The 21,582-nt window shown below is 71.9% G+C and carries 17 protein-coding genes; 10 read left to right on the forward strand and 7 right to left on the reverse strand.

Annotation, left to right across the window (positions count from 1 at the left end; genetic code table 11):
- Positions 1–269: 269 nt before the first annotated feature.
- On the forward strand, positions 270–1,529 hold the full coding sequence (locus ABFX50_RS03325) for a hypothetical protein (protein ID WP_346143074.1): 1,260 nt from the start codon (positions 270–272) through the stop codon (positions 1,527–1,529).
- 28 nt (positions 1,530–1,557) lie between these two features.
- On the opposite strand, the gene ABFX50_RS03330 is transcribed toward ABFX50_RS03325, so the two are convergent.
- The 5 genes from ABFX50_RS03330 to ABFX50_RS03350 all read right to left on the reverse strand — a co-directional run bounded on the left by ABFX50_RS03330 (position 1,558) and on the right by ABFX50_RS03350 (position 5,488).
- A complete protein-coding gene (locus ABFX50_RS03330; protein WP_312895461.1) occupies positions 1,558–2,178 on the reverse strand; it encodes a response regulator in 621 nt (206 codons plus the stop codon).
- Entirely contained in the window at positions 2,154–3,281 is a 1,128-nt protein-coding gene (locus ABFX50_RS03335) for a sensor histidine kinase (protein ID WP_346143076.1), read from the reverse strand. Before ABFX50_RS03335 ends, ABFX50_RS03330 begins: the two co-directional genes overlap by 25 nt.
- Before the next feature lies 1 nt (position 3,282).
- Complete coding sequence (locus ABFX50_RS03340) at positions 3,283–3,981, reverse strand: ABC transporter permease (RefSeq protein WP_346143078.1); 699 nt, start codon at positions 3,979–3,981, stop codon at positions 3,283–3,285.
- Positions 3,978–4,682 (reverse strand): ABC transporter ATP-binding protein, encoded by a 705-nt coding sequence (locus ABFX50_RS03345; RefSeq protein ID WP_346143080.1) that lies wholly within the window; start codon positions 4,680–4,682, stop codon positions 3,978–3,980. Before ABFX50_RS03345 ends, ABFX50_RS03340 begins: the two co-directional genes overlap by 4 nt.
- Before the next feature lie 236 nt (positions 4,683–4,918).
- Positions 4,919–5,488, reverse strand: coding sequence for an SACE_7040 family transcriptional regulator (locus tag ABFX50_RS03350; protein WP_346143082.1), 570 nt, complete (start codon positions 5,486–5,488; stop codon positions 4,919–4,921).
- A gap of 47 nt (positions 5,489–5,535) precedes the next feature.
- Here ABFX50_RS03350 and ABFX50_RS03355 point away from each other — a divergent pair, with 47 nt between their 5' ends.
- The 6 genes from ABFX50_RS03355 to ABFX50_RS03380 are packed head-to-tail and all read left to right on the forward strand — an operon-like array spanning position 5,536 to position 14,696.
- Positions 5,536–7,056, forward strand: coding sequence for a carboxyl transferase domain-containing protein (locus tag ABFX50_RS03355; protein WP_346118514.1), 1,521 nt, complete (start codon positions 5,536–5,538; stop codon positions 7,054–7,056).
- Between the two features lie 2 nt (positions 7,057–7,058).
- Positions 7,059–9,029, forward strand: coding sequence for an ATP-binding protein (locus tag ABFX50_RS03360; protein WP_346143085.1), 1,971 nt, complete (start codon positions 7,059–7,061; stop codon positions 9,027–9,029).
- 5 nt (positions 9,030–9,034) lie between these two features.
- Positions 9,035–9,940: a hydroxymethylglutaryl-CoA lyase gene (locus ABFX50_RS03365; protein WP_346143086.1), complete on the forward strand. Its 906-nt coding sequence runs from the start codon at positions 9,035–9,037 to the stop codon at positions 9,938–9,940.
- 5 nt (positions 9,941–9,945) lie between these two features.
- On the forward strand, positions 9,946–11,082 hold the full coding sequence (locus tag ABFX50_RS03370; RefSeq protein WP_346143088.1) for an acyl-CoA dehydrogenase family protein: 1,137 nt from the start codon (positions 9,946–9,948) through the stop codon (positions 11,080–11,082).
- Between the two features lie 56 nt (positions 11,083–11,138).
- On the forward strand, positions 11,139–11,573 hold the full coding sequence (locus tag ABFX50_RS03375) for a GNAT family N-acetyltransferase (protein ID WP_346143090.1): 435 nt from the start codon (positions 11,139–11,141) through the stop codon (positions 11,571–11,573).
- A gap of 33 nt (positions 11,574–11,606) precedes the next feature.
- Positions 11,607–14,696, forward strand: coding sequence for a helix-turn-helix transcriptional regulator (locus ABFX50_RS03380; RefSeq protein ID WP_346143092.1), 3,090 nt, complete (start codon positions 11,607–11,609; stop codon positions 14,694–14,696).
- A 477-nt stretch (positions 14,697–15,173) separates the two neighbouring features.
- On the opposite strand, the gene ABFX50_RS03385 is transcribed toward ABFX50_RS03380, so the two are convergent.
- Positions 15,174–15,854: a winged helix-turn-helix transcriptional regulator gene (locus tag ABFX50_RS03385; protein ID WP_346143094.1), complete on the reverse strand. Its 681-nt coding sequence runs from the start codon at positions 15,852–15,854 to the stop codon at positions 15,174–15,176.
- 114 nt (positions 15,855–15,968) lie between these two features.
- Here ABFX50_RS03385 and ABFX50_RS03390 point away from each other — a divergent pair, with 114 nt between their 5' ends.
- The 3 genes from ABFX50_RS03390 (at position 15,969) to ABFX50_RS03400 (ending at position 19,121) form a co-directional block, all read left to right on the forward strand.
- Positions 15,969–16,358, forward strand: a complete 390-nt coding sequence (locus tag ABFX50_RS03390) for a RidA family protein (protein WP_346143096.1) — start codon at positions 15,969–15,971, stop codon at positions 16,356–16,358.
- Between the two features lie 110 nt (positions 16,359–16,468).
- Positions 16,469–16,867 (forward strand): hypothetical protein, encoded by a 399-nt coding sequence (locus ABFX50_RS03395; RefSeq protein WP_346143098.1) that lies wholly within the window; start codon positions 16,469–16,471, stop codon positions 16,865–16,867.
- Positions 16,868–16,994: 127 nt separating this feature from the next.
- Positions 16,995–19,121: an SUKH-4 family immunity protein gene (locus ABFX50_RS03400; protein WP_346143100.1), complete on the forward strand. Its 2,127-nt coding sequence runs from the start codon at positions 16,995–16,997 to the stop codon at positions 19,119–19,121.
- Between the two features lie 18 nt (positions 19,122–19,139).
- On the opposite strand, the gene ABFX50_RS03405 is transcribed toward ABFX50_RS03400, so the two are convergent.
- Positions 19,140–21,569: a hypothetical protein gene (locus tag ABFX50_RS03405; RefSeq protein WP_346143102.1), complete on the reverse strand. Its 2,430-nt coding sequence runs from the start codon at positions 21,567–21,569 to the stop codon at positions 19,140–19,142.
- Positions 21,570–21,582 lie beyond the last annotated feature (13 nt).

Below are 21,582 nucleotides of genomic sequence, written 5' to 3' on the forward strand. Positions count from 1 at the left end.
GCGTGCGTCTGCCGGTCCGGCAGGACGAAGTTCTTATCTGACAGATCTGAATGACAGTTTGTCAGGATTTCAAACTCTTTGCCTGTCCTAAACGTCTACTTTAAGTACGACGTGGCACCCTCATGCCGCGTTTCAACCAACGGGGAAAGGAACGGAGTACCCGAATGTTGCAACGCTTTCGAGCGGCAGCCGTGGCGCTCGCGGTAGGAGCAGGGGCACTCGCCCTCGCGCCCACCGCCACTGCGGCGACCGCGCCGAGCATCTCTCAGGTGGATGTCTCTCCCTCGCCGATCGTCGTCACCGGCGACCAGCAGGTCACCGCGACGTTCACGTTCACGACCAAAGACGCCGGCAAGGCCGAGCTGAAGCTCAGGGCCCCCGGCGACGTGGGTGTGGGCACCCCGGTCGACCTGACTCCCGCGCCTCACGGGCAGGAGACCAGGTGGACGGGCAAGAAGTCCTTCGACGCCAAGAACGCCGGCAAGTGGAACCTCCTGGCCATCGCCCACTCGGGTGACGGCTCGGAGAAGTCGACCAACGGCTCCTTCACCGTCGAGGTCAAGAAGAGCGCCGTCGACACGAAGATCGTGGACTTCGGCGCGCACCCGGACGTGGTCGCCAAGGGCGACCGCATCTCCGTCTCAGGCCGCCTGCTCGCCGAGCGCGACGGCTGGAAGGGATACGGCGACCAGCGCGTCACCATCACCTTCCGCGAGAAGGGCACCGACGCCTACCGGCACATCACCACGGTCGGCACCAGCCGTAGCGGCTGGTTCTCCGCCAGGGTGAGCGTCGAGGCCACCGGCTGGTGGCGGGCCGAGTTCAACGGCCACGCCGGCGCCAAGGGCTCCGTCAGCGACACCGACAGGGTCGATGTCAGGCACCGGTCGGCCGACAGCAGGATCGTCGGCTTCAGCGCCGACCCCGAGCCCGTCGACAAGGGCGACAGGCTCAACTTCAGGGGCGCCCTGCAGGTCGACGGCTCGCACGGCTGGGACGGCCTGGCCGGCCAGCGGGTCACCATCCTGTTCAAGGCGCACGGCTCCAGCAGGTGGGAGGCCGTGACCGGTGACAGGACCGGCCGCGACGGCCGCTTCTGGGCCTCGGCCACCGCGCAGACCTCCGGCTGGTGGCGCGCGGTGTTCTCGGGGAGCAGGGGCGTCGAAGGCTCCAGCAGCTCGAGTGACTGGGTGAGGGTCGTCAAGCCGACGCCCCCGCCGAGCAGGGACAAGAGCAAGCTGGTCAAGTTCAACGCCTACCCCGAGCCGGTCAAGTACGGCAACTACCTGCGATTCAGGGGCGTGCTCCTGGTCGACGGCGGTGGCTACGAGGCCAAGGTCGGGCTGTACTTCAAGCCCAAGGGCTCCAGCAAGTGGCAGTTCGTCAAGACGACGAACTCCACCGGCAGCGGCAAGCTCTACACCAAGGTCAAGGCCTACAAGTCGGGCTACTGGAAGTTCGTCTTCAAGGGTGACGACGACGCCTACGGCTCGCAGAGCGGCAGGGACTACGTCCGCGTCAAGAGGTAAATGATCGGTGAACGAGGGGGCCTGGTCGTCAGATCAGGCCCCTTTTCATCGCCGTGACCACGGCGGCCGCCCTGTTGTCGACGCCGAGCTTGCCGAAGACGTGCCGCAGGTGGGTCTTGACCGTGGTCTCGCTGATCAGCAGCCGCCTGGCGATCTCCTTGTTGCCCGCGCCCGCCGCGACCAGACGCAACACCTCCAGCTCGCGTGGGCTCGGCTCGACCTGCTCGCGCAGGCCGAGCAGCTTGGAGGTGATCGAGGGGGCGATCATCGGACGGTCCTGCGCCGCCGTGCGGACCGCCCTGTGCAGATCCTCGCGCGGCGCGTCCTTCAGCAGATAGCCGACCACGCCGTGGGCCAGCGCCCTGGAGACGTCCTCGTCGGAGTCGTAGGTGGTCAGCACGATCACCCTGATCTCTGGACGGTCGGCGCGTAACCTCCTGATGGCGCCCACGCCGTCGAGTCCGGGCATCCGCAGATCCATGAGCACCACGTCGGGCCGCGCGCTGTCGGCCATCGCCAAGGCCTCGTGCCCGTCACCGGCCTCGGCCACCACCTCGATGTCGGACAGCCCCTCGAACATGCCGCGCAGCCCGTCGCGCACCACGGGATGGTCGTCGACGATCATCAGGCGCAGGGGATGCTCACGCACAGCGCCGTCCCCTCTCCTCGCGCCGACTCCACCGTGACCGCGCCGCCCACGCGGGCCGCCCGCTCCCGCATCGCGGTCAGCCCGTAGCCGCCCTCCCCGCCCGCGCCGCCCGGTCCCGCGCCGTCGACGCTCAGTCCGTCGAGTCCCGCGCCGTCGAGTCCCGCGCCGTCGTCGAGCACGTCGAGCGTCACCTCCCCGTCCATGTACGTCAGCGTGAGCGCCACCGAGGTGGCCCGCGCGTGCCTGGCCACGTTGGCCAGGCCCTCCTGCGCCGCGCGCAGCAGCACGACCTCCACGTCGGGGTCGAGCGGGCGGGGCGGCCCGCTGACCGCCATCCGCGCGCGCACCCCGGTCCGCGCCGACCAGCGCCTGACCACACCCGCCAGGGCGAGGTCGAGCCGCTCCCTCTGCAGCGGCTCCGGCCGCAGCTGGTGCACCGACCTGCGCGCCTCCGCCAGGCTCTCCCTGGCCAGCCGCTTCGCGCTGGCGATCCGCTCCCGTACGGCCGCCAGGTCGTCGCCCGCCTGCTCGGCCGCCTCCAGCTGGGTGATCACCCCGCTGAAGCCCTGCGCGAGGGTGTCGTGGATCTCCCCTGCGAGCCTGGTCCGCTCCTCGAGCACGCCCAGTTCCTTGTTGCGTTCACCGGCTTTGACCAGGAAGTTGACGAACAGCCCCATCAGGACGGCCAGCGCGATGCCGGCCAGGAGCGAGACGGCCCTGGAGGGAGCCCGGCTGATCTCGGCTAGGCCGCCCGCGGCGCTGAAGGCCGTTGTCACGAGCACCGCCGCGCCGCCGTACGCCCATCTGCCCGGCAGCATGACGTACGGCAGCGAGAGCATCCCGAAGATCAGCGTGTCGAAGGCGGGATCGAGGACGATCAGCACGGCCATGAGCGCGATGAGCACCGTCAGGTGCCAGCCCATCGGGTGCAGCCGCTCGAACCTGTCCCTGCCGCGCACGACGAAGAGCCAGTAGTAGAGCGCCATCACCGCGGCCACCGCCCACGCGGGGGCCCCGCCCTCGCGGCCGGTCAGCGCCGGGATCGCCAGACACGCGTAGAACAGCAGGTGGAAGGCTCTAAACCACCTGGCCTCCTCGTCCATCTCACTCCCAGCGGAACAGCGCGGCCGAAATGACGGTGGACACCACGATTATCCCCGTGAGCGCGAGCAGGGGAAGCGCCGTCGGCGTTCCCGCCCAGCCCTCGCGCAGCGCGGTGACCGCCGGGCCGAGCGGCAGGTACTCGCCGATCGCGCGCAGCGCAGGGGGCAGTCCCTCCCTGGGGATCGCCGCCCCGCTGAGGAAGATCATCGGGAACATGATCATCAGGCCGAGCAGGTCGGCCACCCTGACCGTGCGCGCGACGGCGGCGATCAGGAACCCGAGCGAGCAGGTCATCAGCACGGTCAGCACGAAGGCCAGGGCCAGCGGGGCCGGGTGGGCGGGAGCGTCCACCCCGAAGGCGGCCAGCGCCGCGACCACGATGATGGCCGCGCCCGCCAGCCCCATGACCAGCTGCGCCACCACCTGCGCGGCCAGGACGGCCAGCGGCGCGATCGGCGTGGTGGCCAGGCGGCGCAGCACCTTGCGCTCGCGGTAGGTCACGACGAACCCGGGAAGCGCGGAGATGCCGCCGATGGCCAGGATCATGGCCAGGTAGCTCGGCACGAGGACCGCGATCCTCTCGCTGCCTGTGTGCAGCACCAGCAGCATCAGGGGGAAGGCCACCATGAAGAACAGCGTGCCGGGGTCGCGGGACAGCAGGGTCAGCTCGGTCGCCGACATCCGGGTGAAGGCTCTCATCGGACCAGCTCCAGGTAGGCCTCGTCCAGGGAGTTCGTCCCCGTGGCGGTCATGAGCTCGGCGGCTGTTCCGAGCGAGATGATCCTTCCCCTGGCGAAGACGGCGATCCTGTCGCACAGCGCCTCGGCCTCGTCCATGAAGTGGCTGACCAGCACCACCGTGACGCCCGCGGCCTTGAGCTCGCCCACCAGCGCCCAGGTCTCCCGCCTGGCGACGGGGTCGAGCCCGGTGGTGAGCTCGTCGAGTATCACCAGTTCAGGGCTGCCCACCAGGGCCAGCGCGATCTGCAGGCGCTGGCGCTGACCGCCCGACAGGTCGCCGTAGGCCTTGCGGGCCAGCGGGGCGAGCCCCCAGCGCTCCATCACCTGCCGCCAGTCGTCGGGGCGGCGGTAGAAGGCGGCGAAGAGCCTGAGCGCCTCGGCGACCTTGAGCCGGTCGGGCAGGCCCGCCTCCTGGAGCTGGACGCCGATGCGCTCGGCGAGCGCGCGGCGGCGGCGCGCGGGGTCGAGCCCGAGCACCTCGATCGATCCTCCGTCGGGGCGGCGCAGGCCCGACAGGCACTCGACCGTGCTCGTCTTGCCCGCCCCGTTGTGTCCGACGACGCCGAAGGTCTCCCCGGTGTCCACGGTGAACGACACGTCGTCGACGGCGACGTTCGCTCCGTACGTCTTGCGCAGTGCGCTGACTCGTATGGCTGTCATGCCGCCAGCCTCGCCGCGGGACGGGAGCCGCGGCATCGACCTGGACGGCGCCCCCGCCTCGTCCTTTCGGACGATGGAGCTACCCGGCCCTCTTGAACTGCGCGACCGCGATGCCCAGCAGGGCCGCGCCGACCAGCGCCACCAGGCCGAGCTCGACGGCCACGGGCACCTGCCAGCCGTACCTTCCGCTATCTAGACAATGGAGGCGGTAAGGCCAGGCGTTCTGTTAAGGGCCGTTAACTAAGGGTGGACAGGCCCGCGCGCGCCATCGCGCGCAGCACCTCCCTCATCGCCTCCGGCGGCAGCTCGCCCGCGCTGTGCGGCGTCGAGTTGAGCAGTCCGAAGGCCGCGTGGGTCGCGGCCCGCAGGCGCGGAGGCGGGCAGCCGGGGTGCAGCTCGGCCAGGACGGTCACCCACTCCTCGACGTAGAGCCGCTGCAGGCGCCTGATCTGCCGCCGCTGCGGCTCGGGCACGTTGCCCAGCTCCCTGTCGTGCACCGTGATCAGCGCGGGCTGCTCGAGCGCGAACGTGATCTGGGTGTCGAGCAGGGCTTCCAGCGCCTGGGCGGGATCCTGCGCGGAGGTGACGACCGCGACCGCCGCCTCGCGCAGGCGGGTGCTCACGTCGGTGAGCATCTCGGCCAGCAGCGCCTCCTTGCCGCTGAAGTGGCGGTAGAGCGCGGGGCCCGAGACGCCTACCGCGCCGCCGATGTCCTCGATGGACACGCCGTGGTAGCCGCGGGCGGCGAACAGGGTCGCCGCGGCCTCCAGGATCTCGACGCGGCGATTCCGGGTAGGAGTTCTCACATCTCACATTCTAGACACAGACGTTAATGATGATTAACCTTCAGGGCATGTTCAAGCGCAACGCCGAGGTCAACGAGCGGCTGGCGGCCGAGCTGCGCGAGCGCCTGGCCGAGGCCGCCAAGGGTGGACCCGAGCGCTCCAGGCAGCGTCACGTCGAGCGAGGCAAGCTGCTGCCGCGCGACAGGGTCGACGGGCTGCTCGATCCCGGCTCCCGCTTCCTGGAGCTGTCGCCGCTGGCCGCCAACGGCCTCTACGACGACCAGGCCCCCGCCGCGGGCATCATCACGGGAGTGGGCAGGGTCTCGGGCCGCGAGTGCGTGGTCGTGGCCAACGACGCCACGGTCAAGGGCGGCACCTACTACCCGATGACCGTCAAGAAGCACCTCAGGGCGCAGGAGGTGGCGCTGCAGAACCACCTGCCCTGCCTCTACCTGGTCGACTCGGGCGGCGCGTTCCTTCCCAAGCAGGACGAGGTCTTCCCCGACCGCGAGCACTTCGGCCGCATCTTCTACAACCAGGCGACGATGTCGGCGCGCGGCATCCCGCAGATCGCCGCCGTCCTCGGCTCCTGCACGGCAGGCGGCGCCTACGTCCCCGCGATGAGCGACGAGGCCGTCATCGTGCGCGAGCAGGGCACGATCTTCCTCGGCGGGCCCCCGCTGGTGAAGGCCGCCACCGGCGAGGAGGTCACCGCAGAGGAGCTCGGAGGGGGCGACCTGCACGCCCGCGTCAGCGGCGTCACCGACCACCTCGCCGAGGACGACGCGCACGCGCTGGCCATCGTCCGCGACATCGTCGCCACGCTCGCTCCCAGGTCCGACTCGCCGTGGGAGCGCGCCGACCCGGAGGAGCCGCACCTCGACCCGCAGGAGCTGTACGGCATCGTGCCGCCCGACCCCCGCACGCCGTACGACGTGCGGGAGGTGGTGCGACGGATCGTCGACGGCTCCCGCTTCCTGGAGTTCAAGGCCGAGTACGGCACCACGCTGGTCACGGGCTTCGCCCACATCCACGGCCACCCCGTCGGGATCGTGGCCAACAACGGCATCCTGTTCAGCGAGTCGGCGCTGAAGGGCGCGCACTTCATCGAGCTGTGCGACCGGCGGAAGATCCCCCTGGTCTTCCTGCAGAACATCAGCGGCTTCATGGTCGGCAAGGCCTACGAGGCAGGCGGCATCGCCAAGCACGGCGCGAAGATGGTGACCGCGGTGTCGTGCGCGCGGGTGCCGAAGTTCACCGTCGTGATCGGCGGATCGTTCGGCGCGGGCAACTACGCGATGGCGGGCAGGGCCTACTCGCCCAGGTTCCTGTGGATGTGGCCGAACGCCCGCATCTCGGTGATGGGCGGTGAGCAGGCGGCCACCGTGCTCACCACGGTCGGCAACGCGGACGCCGACGCCATCAGGGCGCAGTACGAGCACCAGGGCAACCCCTACTACTCGACGGCCAGGCTCTGGGACGACGGGGTGATCGACCCCATCGACACCCGCACCGTCCTCGGACTCGGGCTGTCGGCGGCGGCCAACGCGCCGCTCGACCCCATCGGCTACGGCGTCTTCCGGATGTGATGATGTTCAGCACCGTACTGATCGCGAACAGGGGCGAGATCGCCGTGCGGATCATCCGCACGCTCCGCTCCATGGGCATCGCCTCGGTCGCCGTCTACGTCGAGGCGGACGCGGGCGCGCTCCACGTGCGCCTGGCCGACCACGCGCTCCGGGTGCCGCGATACCTGGACATGGAGGCGGTGATCGCGGCGGCGCGGTCGTCGGGGGCGCAGGCCGTCCACCCCGGCTACGGGTTCCTGGCCGAGAACGCCGAGTTCGCCCGCACGTGCGCGGCCGAGGGCCTGGCCTTCATCGGCCCGCCCGCCGAGGCGATCGAGGCGATGGGCGACAAGATCCGCGCCAAGCGGACCGTCGCGGCGGCGGGCGTGCCCGTCGTGCCCGGCGGCATCTCCGACCTGGCCTCGTGGAACGACTTCCCCGCGCTGATCAAGCCGTCGGCCGGCGGCGGCGGCAAGGGCATGGTGCTGGTGCGGTCGGCGGCCGAGCTGCCCGAGGCGCTCGCATCCGCCCGCCGTACGGCGGAGGCGGCCTTCGGCGACGGCACCCTGCTGATCGAGCGCTACATCGAGAACCCCAGGCACATCGAGATCCAGGTGCTCGCCGACGCGCACGGCAACGTCGTGCACCTGGGCGAGCGTGAGTGCAGCCTGCAGCGCCGCCACCAGAAGATCATCGAGGAGGCGCCCTCGCCCTTCGTCACCGCCGAGAGGCGCCAGGCGATGGGGGCGGCGGCCGTCGAGGCGGCCCGCTCGGTCGGCTACACCGGCGCGGGCACCGTCGAGTTCATCGTCGACGGGCGCTCGGGCGACTACCACTTCATGGAGATGAACACCAGGCTGCAGGTCGAGCACCCGGTGACCGAGCTGGTCACCGGCCTCGACCTGGTGGAGCTGCAGGTCCGGGTGGCCGCGGGCGAGCCGCTGCCCTTCGGCCAGGACTCGGTACGGCTGCGCGGCCACGCGGTCGAGGCGCGCGTCTACGCCGAGGACCCGGCGCGCGGCTTCCTGCCCACGGGCGGGCGGGTGCTGGCCCTGCGCGAGCCCTCGGACGTCAGGGTCGACTCCTCGCTGACCGAGGGGCTGGTCGTCGGCAGCGACTTCGACCCGATGCTGTCGAAGGTGATCGCGTGGGCCGAGGACCGCTCCTCCGCGCTGCGGTCGCTGGACAGGGCGCTGGCATCGGCCGCCGTGCTGGGTGTGACGACGAACATCCCGTTCCTGCGGGCGCTGCTCGCCGAGCCGGACGTCGTCGCGGGCGCGCTGGACACCGGTCTGGTCGAGAGGGTGCTGCCGTCGCTCCCGCTGGCCGCGCCCGTCCCTGACGAGGTGCTGGCCGCCGCCGCGCTGGCCTTCCACACCACGCCCCGGGCGAAGGACCCATGGGAGATCGCCGACGGCTGGCGGGTGGGAGAGCCCGCCTGGACCACCTGGCGGCTGGAGTCACGCGAAGGGATCCACGAGGTCGGAGTGCGCGGGCTGCCCGCCTCCGGCGCGGAGGTCCGCCTGCCCGCCGCCTCCCCCTCCGGCGGCTCCGGCGCCGTGGGCGCCCAGGCCGCGCCTGCTCGGATCGTGGGCGCCAGGGCGGTGGCCGAGGGGGGCGAGCTGGCCGTCACCCTCGGCGGGCGCGCCTTCCGGTTCACGGCGGCCCGCGAAGGGGAGACGCTGTGGCTCGGGCGTGAAGGACAAGCATGGGCGCTGACCAGGCACAGGATCGGTGACCCAGGCGACAGGGCGGGCGCGGCTGGCGCGGGCGACGGCGTGGTGCGCAGCCCCATGCCCGGCACCGTCCTGCTGGTCAAGGTCTCGCAGGGCGACCAGGTGAGCGAAGGCCAGCCGCTGGTCATCGTGGAGGCGATGAAGATGGAGCACACCGTCACCGCGCCCATGGCGGGCGTGATCTCCGAGCTGCCTGTCAAGGCGGGACAGTCCGTCGACATGGACGCGGTCCTGGCCGTCGTCGACACGGAGGGGTGAGAGGCGTGCCGTTCAGAATCGACGGTCTCCCCGAGCGGGTGACGGTCTACGAGGTGGGGCCGCGCGACGGCCTGCAGAACGAGAAGGCGGTCATCCCTGTCGAGGTGAAGGCCGAGTTCATCGACAGGCTCGCCGACGCGGGGCACCGGGTGATCGAGGCGACCAGCTTCGTGCACCCGAAGTGGGTGCCGCAGCTGGCTGACTCCGGCGAGCTGCTCACGATGCTCAAGCGGCGGCCGGGCATCCGCTACCCGGTGCTGGTGCCCAACGAGCGGGGCCTGGACAGGGCCCTGGAGAGCGGCGTCGATGAGGTGGCGGTCTTCGCCAGCGCCACCGAGACCTTCGCCGCCAAGAACCTCAACAGGAGCCTCGAGACCCAGTTCGACATGTTCGAGCCGGTCGTCGCCCGCGCCCTGGAGGCGGGGGTGAAGGTGCGCGCCTACGTCTCGATGGTCTTCGGCGACCCGTGGGAGGGCCCGACCCCGATCGAGCAGGTCGTGCGCGTCGGCACCAGGCTGCTCGACCTCGGCTGCCACGAGCTGTCCCTCGGCGACACCATCGGCGTGGGCACGCCCGGTCACGCCACCGCGCTCGTCGAGGCCTTCGGCGACCCCTCCAGGCTCGCCGTCCACTTCCACGACACCTACGGCCAGGCACTGGCCAACACGCTCGCCGCGCTCAGGGCGGGCGTCACCGTCGTCGACGCCTCCACCGGAGGCATCGGCGGCTGCCCCTACGCCGAGTCGGCCACCGGCAACCTCGCCACCGAGGACCTGGTCTGGATGCTGCGAGGGCTCGGCATCGACACAGGACTCGACCTCGGCAAGCTCGTCGCCACCAGCGTCTGGCTCGCCGAGCGGCTCGGCCGTCCCAGCCCCTCCCGGGTCGTCCAGGCCCTCTCGAAAGGGTGACAACCATGCTCAACGACGAGTACCAAGAGCTGCGCAAGACCGTCGAGTCCTTCGCCCGCGAGGTGGTGGCGCCGGTCATCGGCGACTACTACGAGCGTGAGGAGTTCCCCTACGACATCGTCCGCCAGATGGGCGACATGGGGCTGTTCGGGCTGCCGATCCCCGAGGAGTACGGCGGGATGGGCGGCGACTACTTCGCCCTGTGCCTCGCCCTCGAGGAGCTGGCACGGGTCGACTCCAGCGTGTCCATCACGCTGGAGGCGGCGGTGTCCCTGGGCGCGATGCCGATCTACCGCTTCGGCACGGCCGAGCAGAAGGCGCACTGGCTGCCCGAGCTCTCCTCGGGACGGATGCTCGGCGCCTTCGGCCTCACCGAGCCGGGCGGCGGCAGCGACGTGCCCGGCGGGATGCGCACCACGGCCGTCCTCGAAGGCGACGAATGGGTGCTGAACGGCACCAAGGCGTTCATCACCAACTCGGGCACCTCGCTGACCGGCGTGGTCGCCGTGGCGGCGCTGACGGGCGAGCGGGAGATCTCCACGATCCTCGTGCCCAGCGGCACGCCGGGCTTCGCCGTGTCGAAGAAGTACTCCAAGGTCGGATGGAACGCCTCCGACACCCGCGAGCTGTCCTTCACCGACTGCAGGGTGCCCGCCGCGAACCTGCTGGGGGAGAGGGGCCGCGGCTACGCGCAGTTCCTGCAGACCCTCGACGAGGGCCGCATCGCGATCGCCGCGCTCAGCGTCGGGCTCGCGCAGGGCTGCGTGGACGAGTCGCTGCGCTATGTCCGCGACAGGCGCGCCTTCGGCCACCCCATCGGCCACTACCAGGCCATCCAGTTCAAGGTCGCCGACATGGAGGTCCGCGCGCACACCGCCCGCCTGGCCTACTACCACGCGGCGTCGCTGATGCTGGCGGGCAGGCCGTTCAAGAAGGAGGCGGCCATCGCCAAGCTGGTCTCCTCCAACGCCGCCATGGACAACGCCCGCGACGCCACCCAGATCTTCGGCGGCTACGGATTCATGAACGAGTTCCCCGTCGGACGCTTCTACAGGGACGCCAAGATCCTCGAGATCGGCGAGGGCACCAGCGAGGTCCAGCGCATGCTGATCGCCAGGCAGCTGGGCCTGGGTGATCTGTAGAAATGCTGGAGTTCCGGATTGGACGGACGGTGCGGGAACGATCTAGGGTCCACGTCATGACCTCAGACGATCCGCACATCCGGAGGGCGGAGCCGAGCGACGTAGATGAGATCTTCGCGCTGGCGCGGGAGTTCGGGCTGACCTTCAGACCCGAGCGCGCGGCCTTCGACCTGGCCTTCCCGCGGTTGCTTGACGACGAGGACGCGCTGATCCTCACCGCGGTGGCCGAGGGCCGCGTCCACGGTTACCTGCTGGGTTTCGTCCACCTCACCCTGTTCGCCAACGGGCCCGTGGCATGGGTGGAAGAGGCCATGGTGCAGCCCGGTTTCCGCAGGCAGGGCATCGGCAGGCGGCTGCTGGAGGAGTTCGAGGTCTGGGCGCGCGAACGGCAGGCGGGCTACGTCGCCCTGGCCACGCGGCGCGCCCCCGAGTTCTACAAGGCCCTCGGCTACGAGGAGTCGGCGAACTTCTATCGCAAGGTGCTGCGCTGAGTTTCGTCAGAGCCTGATGGCATCCTGTTGGGCGTGAGTACCAATACCGTGAGCCCCCTGTTCGTCGGCAGGGCCGACGAGCTCGCCACCCTCGAGGGGGCGCTCGGCCGCGCGCGTGACGGCGCCTCCTCCACCGTGCTGGTCGGCGGCGAGGCGGGCGTCGGCAAGACCAGGCTGATCCGCGAGTTCGCCGAGCGCGCCGAAGGGGCCAGGGTGCTCGTGGGCGGCTGCCTCGAACTCGGCACGGACGGCCTGCCGTTCGCGCCCTTCACCGCGGTGCTGCGCAGGCTCGTGCGCGACCTCGGCCGCGACGCCATCGCCGAGCTGCTGCCCGGCGGCTCGACCCGAGGGCTCGGCCGCCTGCTGCCCGAGTTCGGCGAGCCGGAGGGCGACGGGCCCGAGGCCCGCGCCCGCCTGTTCGAGCAGGTGCTCGGGCTGATGGAGCGCCTGGCCGAGCAGCGAGAGACCGTCCTCATCGTCGAGGACGCCCACTGGGCCGACCGCTCCACCCGCGACCTGCTCTCCTTCCTGGTGCGTTACCAGCGCTCCGACCTGCCGCTGCTCATCGTCGTCACCTACCGAGCCGACGAGCTGCACCGCACCCACCCGCTGCGCCCCCTCCTGGCCGAGCTGGGCAGGATCGACTGGGTCACCAGGCTCGAGCTGCGCAGGCTGAGCCGCCGCGAGGTGGTCGAGCAGGCGTCGAGCATCCTCGGCGGCCTGCCGGGCAGGCTCGACGTCGACGACGTCTACTCGCGCAGCGAGGGCAACCCGCTCTTCGTCGAGGCGCTGCTGGCGGGCGACGGGCACGACACGGTCCCCGAGTCGCTGCGCGACCTGCTGCTGGCCAGCGTCGAGCGGCTGCCGGAGGAGACCCAGGAGCTGCTGCGGGTGGCCAGCGCGGGCGGCGCCAGGATCGAGCACGCGCTGCTGACGGCCGTCGCCGGGCTCGACGAGGGGTCGCTGTCCAGGGCGCTGCGGCCCGCCGTGGCCGGAAACGTGCTGGTCGTCGACGGCGAGGGCTACTCCTTCCGTCACGCGCTGATCCGCGAGGCCGTCCACGACGACCTGCTGCCGGGCGAGCGCACCCGCCTGCACACCCGCTTCGCCAAGACGCTCGAGGACAACCCGCTGCTGCTGCCCGCCACCAGGGCGGCGATCGAGCTGGCCCACCACTGGCACGCCGCCCACGACGTACGGCCCGCGCTGGTCAGCGCGTGGCGGGCGGCGGCGGCCGCCAGGAAGGCCACCGCCTACGACGAGCAACTCAGAATGCTCACCAGGGTGCTGGAGCTGTGGGATCAGGTGCCCGACGCCGCCGAGCTGCTCGAGACCGACCATCTCGAGGTGCTGAGCACCGTCATCCTCGTGGCGCACCTGGCGGGCGAGTTCGAGCGGGCCATCTCCCTGTCGCGGGCGGCGCTGCGGCTGGTCGACCCCGAGCGCGACCCCACGATCACGGCGGGGCTGCTGCGCAGGCGCGGTCTGGCCGCCTACGACCTCGGGCGCGCGGGCTACGTCGACGACCTGCGCACGGCGGCCCAGCTGGTGCCCGCCTCGCCGCCCAGCGCGCTGCGCGCCAGGATCCTGGAGGGTCTGGCGCGCATGCTCAACACGCCCGACGTCTGGGCGGAGAAGGAGGCGCACGCCGCCGAGGCGCTGCGCATCGCCCGCCAGATCGGCGACGCGACGACCGAGGCCCAGGCGCTCATCACCCTCACCTGGTCGCGCAGCCACCGCGCGGACACCGACCAGGACCTCACCGGCTACGCCGAGGCCAGAACGATCGCGGGCGAGGCGCGCGCCTACACCGCGCTGATGCGCGCGGCCATCTCCGAGTCCGACACGCTGGAGGGCTGGGGGCGCCACGAGGCCGCCACCGAGGTCGCCCGCAGGGGCATCGCCCAGGCCGAGGAGTACGGCGTCGCCCGCACCTCGGGCGCGTTCCTCGCCATCAACCTGGCCGAGCCGCTGGTGTCGCTCGGCCGGTGGGACGAAGCGCTCGAGGTCATCGAGCACGCGCTCGACCTGGCGCCGCCCCCTCCCTACCGGGCCAGCCTGATGGGGTTCTCCCTCGACATCCTGCTGGCCCGCGGCGACGTCGAAGGGGCCGAGGCGCTCTTCCACGAAAGTCACAGCATTCTCGCCAAGGGCACCTACCGCGACCAGACCCTGCTGCCGAACCTGCGCAGGGAGCTCAAGCTGCGCCTGGCCCAGGGGTACGACGCGCAGGCGCTCGAGCTGATCGCCGCGGTCCTGCGCGCGGAGGACGCGCACGCCAACCCCCGCCATGCCAGCCCCCGCTACGGCTGGCCCTTCCTCGTCTCCGCCCTCCACGCCGCCACCGTGATCATCCCCGGCCGCGCCGGCGCGCCGGGCTCTCCCGGTACGCCGGCCCGCCCCGGCCCGTCCGGTACGCAGGGCGGGCCTGGCCCGTCCGGCGCGGCGGGTCTGCCCGGCTCGTCCGGCGTGGCGCGCGGTGTGATGGGGCTGCCGGGGGCGGCGCTTCCCGACGGTGAGGAGGCCACCGCCGAGCAGGTGGTGCGGGGGCTGCGCGAGGTGGCGGAGAAGCTCGAGACCAGGGGCGAACTCCAGCGGGCGCAGAGCCTCACCTTCGCCGCGATGGTCTCCCGCGACCTGGCCGCATGGGACACCGCGACGCAGGCGTGGGAGGCGCTGAGCCAGCCGTACGCGCGGGCCCAGACGCTGCTGGCCGCAGCGGAGGCGGCGATCGCGCCGCCGGGCGGAAGAGAGCCGGTGGGTCAGGCGGGCGGCGTTCGCGAGTCGGTGGCCGAGCGGTTGTCCACGGCCCGCGCGCTGGCCGAACGGCTCGGGGCCGTGCCCCTCCTGGCCGAGATCGACTCGCTGGCCCGCCGCGTCCGCATCTCCCTCACGGGGGAGTCTCCGGCCGAGGAGACCAGGCTCGGGCTGACGGCCCGCGAGTTCGAGGTGCTGAAGCTGGTCACGAGGGGGTTGAGCAACAGGGAGATCGCGGGGGAGCTGTTCATCTCGGTCAAGACGGTCAGCGTCCACGTGTCGAACATCCTCGCCAAACTCGGCGCCGCCTCACGAGGCGAGGCCGCCGCCACCGCCCACCGCCTCCACCTCTTCACCACCCCATGACCGGTACTGCCTGCCACGCCTGGGCTACCGCCCACCCCCTCCACCGCATGACCGGTACTGCCTTGACACCCCTATCCCTGCCTCCCGCGACCGGCAGTCGACGTGTAGGTCCGTCATCACCGCGCGATCGGCAGCGGTCCGTTCTCTGGCATCGCCTTGTGCGCTGGGTCTTCGTGACCGGTAGCTGATCCGTCCGTCACATCACCTTGTCTGTCCTGCTCTCCCGTGACCGGCTGATCTTGGGAATGGATGCCGAGCTCAGCCGTACGGCGGGCCGCAGAGCGCTGAGCTGCCCGGACAAGGCCCGGCGCCGACCCCTTTTCCGATCCAGAACGCGCGCGTGTCCAGAGCCGGTCTGGTCGAGGGTGCAGGGGTTGCGTAGGAGGTCTTGACGGCTGGGCTCACCCGGCTGGACCGATGGCCGGAGCGACAAGGCGAGCACGGCCCCGCGTGGCGGCACCGTGCTCGGGATGTCTGTCAGACGTTGATGGCCTTGTTCTGTGCGGCGTCGAAGCTCTGTGCGGCGTCGAAGAGGCGTCGGCCGGACTGGTCGTCGCCGGTGATGGTGAGCCGCCCGTCGGTGACGGCCTTGGCGAAGGCCTTATGGTCGCCGAGGACGCGGGACAAGGTGTCGGGGTCGGAGTCGATGATCGCGTCGGGTCGGTCGTGCGGCTCTCCACGCCTCACGTCGACGAGGTGGCCGTCGGCGACCCGGAGAGTGAAGCGGTATCGGCCGAGGCGTATCTCGTAGGTGGCGCTCCAAGGCCGTTCTGGCTGCGGGCTGAACAGGCTGCGCAGCCTGATCATCGCGGAGTCCGCACTCACAGGGTCAGAGGATCGTTCAGGCGCGAGCGCGCCCCAGTGTCCCAGCGCGACGACGACGGGATCCAACGCGGTGCCCCATCCGGTCAGCTCGTAGACCTGTGAGGCGGCCGGTGGGGGAAGGGTGCGGCGCCGTACGACGCCGACGCCCTCCAGTTCCCGCAGTCGCTGGGCCAGGACCTTGGGACCCGCGTTCGGCAGTCCGGCCTGCAGGTCGGTGAACCGTTTCGGGCCGAGCAGGAGTTCGCGAACGATCAGCAGGGCCCACCGCTCGCCCACATGGTCGAGTGCGGTCGCGATCGCGCAGCCATCACCGTACGGACGGTTCGTCGTCATGGTTTCCACTATACCCATGAGGACTCGCTCTTGACCACGCATCAGCTACCTGTTAGACCTGTCAGTACTTCCCAATGGAAAGTAGTCACTACTCGATAGGAAGGGCTGATATCGATGGAGCGCACAGCCGTCAACCCGTGGCCGTTCTCGGTCCCGCTCGGCTTCGACCAGGCGCAGCTCGTCGAGGGGCGCCGACGAGAGCTCATCTGCAGCGCACAGGACGCAGTCGACGCCAACGGCGACTCGCAGCACCCGGGTGACCTGGCCGCCCAGCTCGGGCTCGCGCTCGACAACCTCGAAACGGTCCTGGCCGGCGCCGACATGACCCTCGCCAACGTGGTCCGGCTCAACTTCTACACCACCGACGTCAACAGCCTGCTGCAGCACTTCCCTCTTGCGACGAAGCGCTTCGGGGGCAAGCGCTTCGCCACCACCGTGCTCGGCGTCGCGAGCCTCGCAGGGCCTGACCTGCTCGTCGCGATCGAGGCCACCGCGATGGACTGAGCCGGCCGAGCCGCGAACGCGTCTACGGCCCGGTCGATCCCCGACGACACAATTTCCCGACCGGGAGCCGGCGTCGGCGGACTGGCCACCCACAAGAACAGGAGAAGGACATGCCCATCGGATACCTCGACGTGCCCACCGGTGCCGACCTCGAGACCAAGCGGGAACTCGTGAAGGCGATGTACGAAGCGATGCGCGAGGCCTACCCGTTCCCTGACGACACGCGGATCTTCCTGCCCGAGTGGGCGCTGGACAGCGTGAGCCAGAACGGGCTCCTCGGCTCCGAACCGGCCAGGCCCGCATTCGTCGCCCATGTACCTGAGGGCGTCGACATCGACGTCAAACGCACGATGCTGAAGAAGCTCAACACGGCGGTCGCCAAGGCCTACCGGCTGCCGTGGTTCATCACCTTCCTCCACGAGCACCCGCTCGACCTCGTGGCGGTCGACGGAGTCGTCCTCGCGGACGACCAGCAGCGCGTCGAAGACCAGCGAGAGGCCTACAGCTGAGCGGTCCAGGGCGCAGGCTTCCCCAGGAGTCCTGAGGCGGTGAGGGGCGCGGCGGGCCGGTCCCGCTACGGCATGCCGAAGTGACGCAGGAGGCGAAAGGTCACGATGCGTTACGCTCGTCCCAGCTATGGATCTACCGCGCGACCTCCCCCGAGACCTCTCCGGCGCTTTTCGCGTCGTCGGCCTGCCCTGGCCGGACGCCCGGCTGGACCACTTCGACGGGGTGCTGGCCGAGCTCGGCGACCGCCCCGAGGCGCGGCCACTGCGCGACCACGTCCGCGTGCTGCGGAAGGCCCAGCGGGTCTTCTTCGAGCACCTGCGAGATCTCGCCGACGAGCACGACGGCGACGGCATGCGCCTGATCCGGCACAAGGACCGACCGTGCGTGAGCGCGGTGCGGGAGAAGTGGGCCAGGACCGCGGCGCAGATGGCGGACTACCACGAGGCCGTCAGCGCCCGCACCCGGCAGGCCGTCGGCGGGCTGCACGCCTCCAGCGAGCTGCCCGCGGTCCCCGACTACCTCGACGGCTCCCGGCCCGCCTGGCTGGAGCGACGGCCCGAGCGCGGCATCCGCGACGAGCCCACCGCCGGCCGCGCGCCCGCCGCCGAGGCGCTGCTGCGCTGGCGCGAGGACCCGTACGGGCCGCGGATCTGCGTCGTCACCGGCTCGCCCGCCTCGGGCAAGACCCGGCTGCTGGCCTGGTTCAGCCACTCCACCGTCTGGCACTGGTCGGGCTACGAGAGCACGGCCGAGGCCGCCGTCTGGTTGCGCGGCATGGAGGTCGAGGAGGCCGTACGCGAGCTGGCCCGGCAGCTGCGGCTCGACGGCGACGAACCGAACCGACCACCGGCGCACGAAAACGCCGGCCCAGGCCGCGCTCTCACCGGCCCGGCCGGTCCGCTGGCCGCCCTCGACCGGCCCGTGCTCGTCACGCTCGCCGACCCGCATCGGAGCGCCGACCCCGGACGCACCCTCCACGAGCTGATCCGCCCCCTGGCCGCCGACCCGCGCGTCCGCCTGCTCGTGGAGTTCCCCGACCCCACCGCCCTGCGGTCCTGTCTGACCGGCTCGGCCGAGCTTTCCGGCGTGCCGGTCTTCGCGCTGGACCTGGACGACCCGCGCTGCACCGATCTGGACGCCTTCACCGCGTGGTACGCGGCCGAGCGCGCCGGGCGCTCCCCTTTCACCGCGGACCAGGTCTACCCCTCCCCGGCGCTCGCCGCCATCGCCGCCCGCGCCCGGGGCGCCGACCCGGGGCCTGGCCTGCCCATCGCGGAGCGCGTGGCGGGCGCCTGGCTGGACGGCCTGTCATCGGCGGCCCGCGCCGCCGTCGGCACGCTCGCCCTCGCCTTCGCCCCGATCGGCCCGTACACCTGGCGGCTGCTGCACTGCGGACGCCACCGCGACGACCCGGAGGCGGCCGCCCGCGGCGTGGCGGAGGCCGCCGGCCATCTGCCCCTCGCCGAGCCGGGCCTGCCCGCGTATGCCGTGGACCTGCCCGCCCTGGCCGAGGCCGTGGCCCCGCCTTCCGAGGCGCACCGTGAGCTGGCGGCCGTCATGCGCGGCTGGCCGGTCTCGGTGGAGCTGTCCCCGCCCGAGTACGCGCGCCTGCACCTGGCCGGGCACGAACGCCTGGCCGGCGGACCGGAGGGCATCGCGCCGCTCCCGCTCTGCCGGCCACCGGTCAGGGTCACGCGCGAGCTGCTGGAGAGCCTGTACGGCAAGGGCGGCGTCATCCGGTTGACGCCGGAGGAGATCCATCCCGCCATCACCCACGGGCCCACCCGCCGGTTCCTGGCCGAGGTCGGCCTGCCCACGAACGGCGTGCACGAGGAGGACTGGACGGGCGACAGCCTGCGCTGCGTCAAGCCCATGACGGAGACGTGGCCCGAGGAGGACGCGCGGGAGCTGCGCGCCTGCGCCGGCCTTCCAGGCGACCTGGGCGCGGTGTTCATGCTCGACTCGCTGCACTCCTGGTACCTCTTCATGGACGGCAGGACCGGCCTGGTCCACGAGGTGCCCGAAGGGCTGGAGAGCGCCCGAGTCGCCCACAGGGACGTCGAGTCGTACGTCTATTTCGCGTACGTGATCCACCGGGAGCGCGCGCTGTGGTGCGGCAAGGACGCCCACCCCGACGCGGCCTACTGGTGCGCCGAGGACCTCGTACTGGAGCTGCACACCTACGAGCCGCAGGCCATGGCGGGCGACGAGCCGCTCTGGCCGCCGACCCTGCTCGACTACACCCTCCTGTGACGGCGGCGGGTGGGAGGGTCAGCTGGTGAGCTGGGCGTCGAGGCGGTAGCCGTCGACCGTGACGTACACCTGGTCGCCTGGCCTGGCGTTCAGGCGCATCAGCACGGGCTGCAACGAGTCGAAGACCGGCTGCTGGTCGCGCCAGACGAGCACCACCGCGTTGTCACCCGGCCCCGTCACCGACAGCAGGGTGCCGGGGCGCATCCCGAGCTGGGCGGCATACCCCTCGGGAACCGCCACGGGCGCGCCGCGCAGATGCTCGGGCGTGACGTCGATGCGCTGCCACCGGCGCGGATCGGAGGTCGGGCTCGGCGGTGGGGGCGGCGGGGTGGAGGGCGCGCCCGCCAGCAGAGGCGGCGGCGCGGAGGAGCCGGCGAGCAGGGGAGAGCGTCCGCCTGACAGCGCCGACAGCGTGGCCAGCGCCGCGCTGGGGTCGATCTGCTGCGGCGGCGCGGGCGGCACGGGCTGCCCGCCTCTGTGGTGGTGGCCGTTGGCCCCTGGCGTACGGCGTGGCAGCGGCTGCTGGACGGCCGGCTGCGCGCTGGGCCCGTCGGAGGGTGCCTCGGCGGGCAGCGCGTCGAGCCAGGCCTTGGCCGAGTGCCGCCTGATGCCGAGCTCCGCCAGCAGCTCCTCGACGTCGGCGTCGGCGGGATGGGCCGCGAGCAGTTGCCTGGTGCGCGCCTGCAGTCCTGTCAGGTCGCCCACGACGAGCCAGCCGTCCTGCAGACGACGGTCGGGCATGAGCGTGACGAGCACCCGCCACAGCGGGCTGCGCAGGGTGGGCACGATGACGGGGTGGGCGGGGTCGGCGCCGATGAGCTGGTCCTCGGTGGCGGCGGTGCCGAGCCACTCGGTGAGACGGAACATGTGGCCGGTCACCGGCGCGGACTCGGAGGAGCGCAGCCAGTGCAGCACGCGCTCCTCGGCGGTGCGCTGGGCCTGGGACAGCACGTCCCTGTCGACCAGGAGTTTGTGGGCGAGGGTGCGCAGGGTGTCGGGCTCGGCGGCGAACAGGCGGTTGACCGCGACGGCCAGCTCCAGCCGGTCGAAGGAGCGGAACAGCCCGTCGACGACGCGCACCATGGGGTAGTCGTCGTCAGGCGTCTCCGCGATGGGTGGCGCGGCGAAGGTGGGCGGCGCGTAGGAGCTGGGGGACGGCGGCGCGAAAGGCGAGAGCTGGCCCGGCTGACCCGTCTGGCCAGGCTGCGGCTGACCGGGTTGTCCTGGCTGGCCCGGCGCCTGCTTCGCGCCGGGACCGGCCTGCGAGCCGGCCTGGCCCTGCGAGCCCGGCTGGCCCGGGTGCGAGCCGTTGGACCCTGGCCCGGGCTGCCCGGCCTGACCGGGGAAGGCTCCGCCGGAGGGGCCCACGGCGGGAAAGGAACCGGTGGAAGGCCCGCCACCGGGCTGGCTCGGGAACGAGCCGGTCGAAGGACCCACCGCGGGCCGGCTGGGGAACGAGCCGGTGGAGGGACCGACGGCGGGCTGGCTGGGGAACGAGCCGGTCGAAGGACCCACCGCGGGCTGGCTGGGGAACGAGCCGGTCGAAGGACCCACCGCGGGCTGGCTCGGGAACGGGCCGGTCGAGGGGCCCGCGCCGGGGGCGCCAGGCTGGTTCGGGAAGGGGCCTGTCGATGGGCCGCCGCCGGGCTGGCTCGGGAACGAGCCGGTGGAGGCGGGGCCGCCGGGCCGCTGAGGCAGGGGCGAGCCCTGGTCCTGGCCCTGGGACGCCGGCTGGCCAGGAGCGCCCGCCCCGGGAGCCTGTGAGCCGGGACGCGAGACTCCGGGAGCGTCCGGCGTGGCCGAGCCGGGAGCCGAAGGGCCGGACGGGCCCGCGGCGGGCCCCTGCACGGGAGAGCCGAGAACGGGCGCGCCTGGATGGGACGCGCCGGGATGCGACGGAGTCCCCTGACCGCCGGCCTGCTGGGGCGAGAAGAACCCGCCCGAAGGCGCCCCCTGGGCGGGGACGTTGGCGGGACGCTGGGGGAGCGCTCCCGCCGGACGTACGGCTGGGGCCTCCGACGTCGCGGGGATGCGCCCGAGGACCTCCCTGAACACCGAGCCCACCACGACCTCGGTCGAGGCGGAGGAGGACGGCGCGCCGAGGTCGCCCGTGCTGAGCCGGCGGAGCACCCGCCATCCGCCCAGCCCGGTGATCACCGTGCGGGCGGGTTCAGGCCAGCCGGGCAGGGACGGGTCCACCTGGTGCACGTGCAGCGCGGGCAGCACGTCGGCCAGCGGCAGGTGGTCCCAGCGGGAGGCCGCGAGCCGCGCGAGCCGTTCGCACATCCACTCGACACCGGTGGTGCCGAGAGCTCGCGACAGCGAGAGCGAACCCCACCAGCCGGCGGGGAGTCGAGGGTCGGCCAGGGCTTCGGCGACCTGCTGAGGACGGCTCCAGCGCAGCGCAGGGACCAGGTCGCTCAGGCAGATCGATGACTCGACGTCCATCGGCGGACCGCAT

This window comes from Nonomuraea recticatena, assembly GCF_039533245.1.
GTDB classification, from domain to species: Bacteria; Actinomycetota; Actinomycetes; order Streptosporangiales; family Streptosporangiaceae; genus Nonomuraea; species Nonomuraea roseola.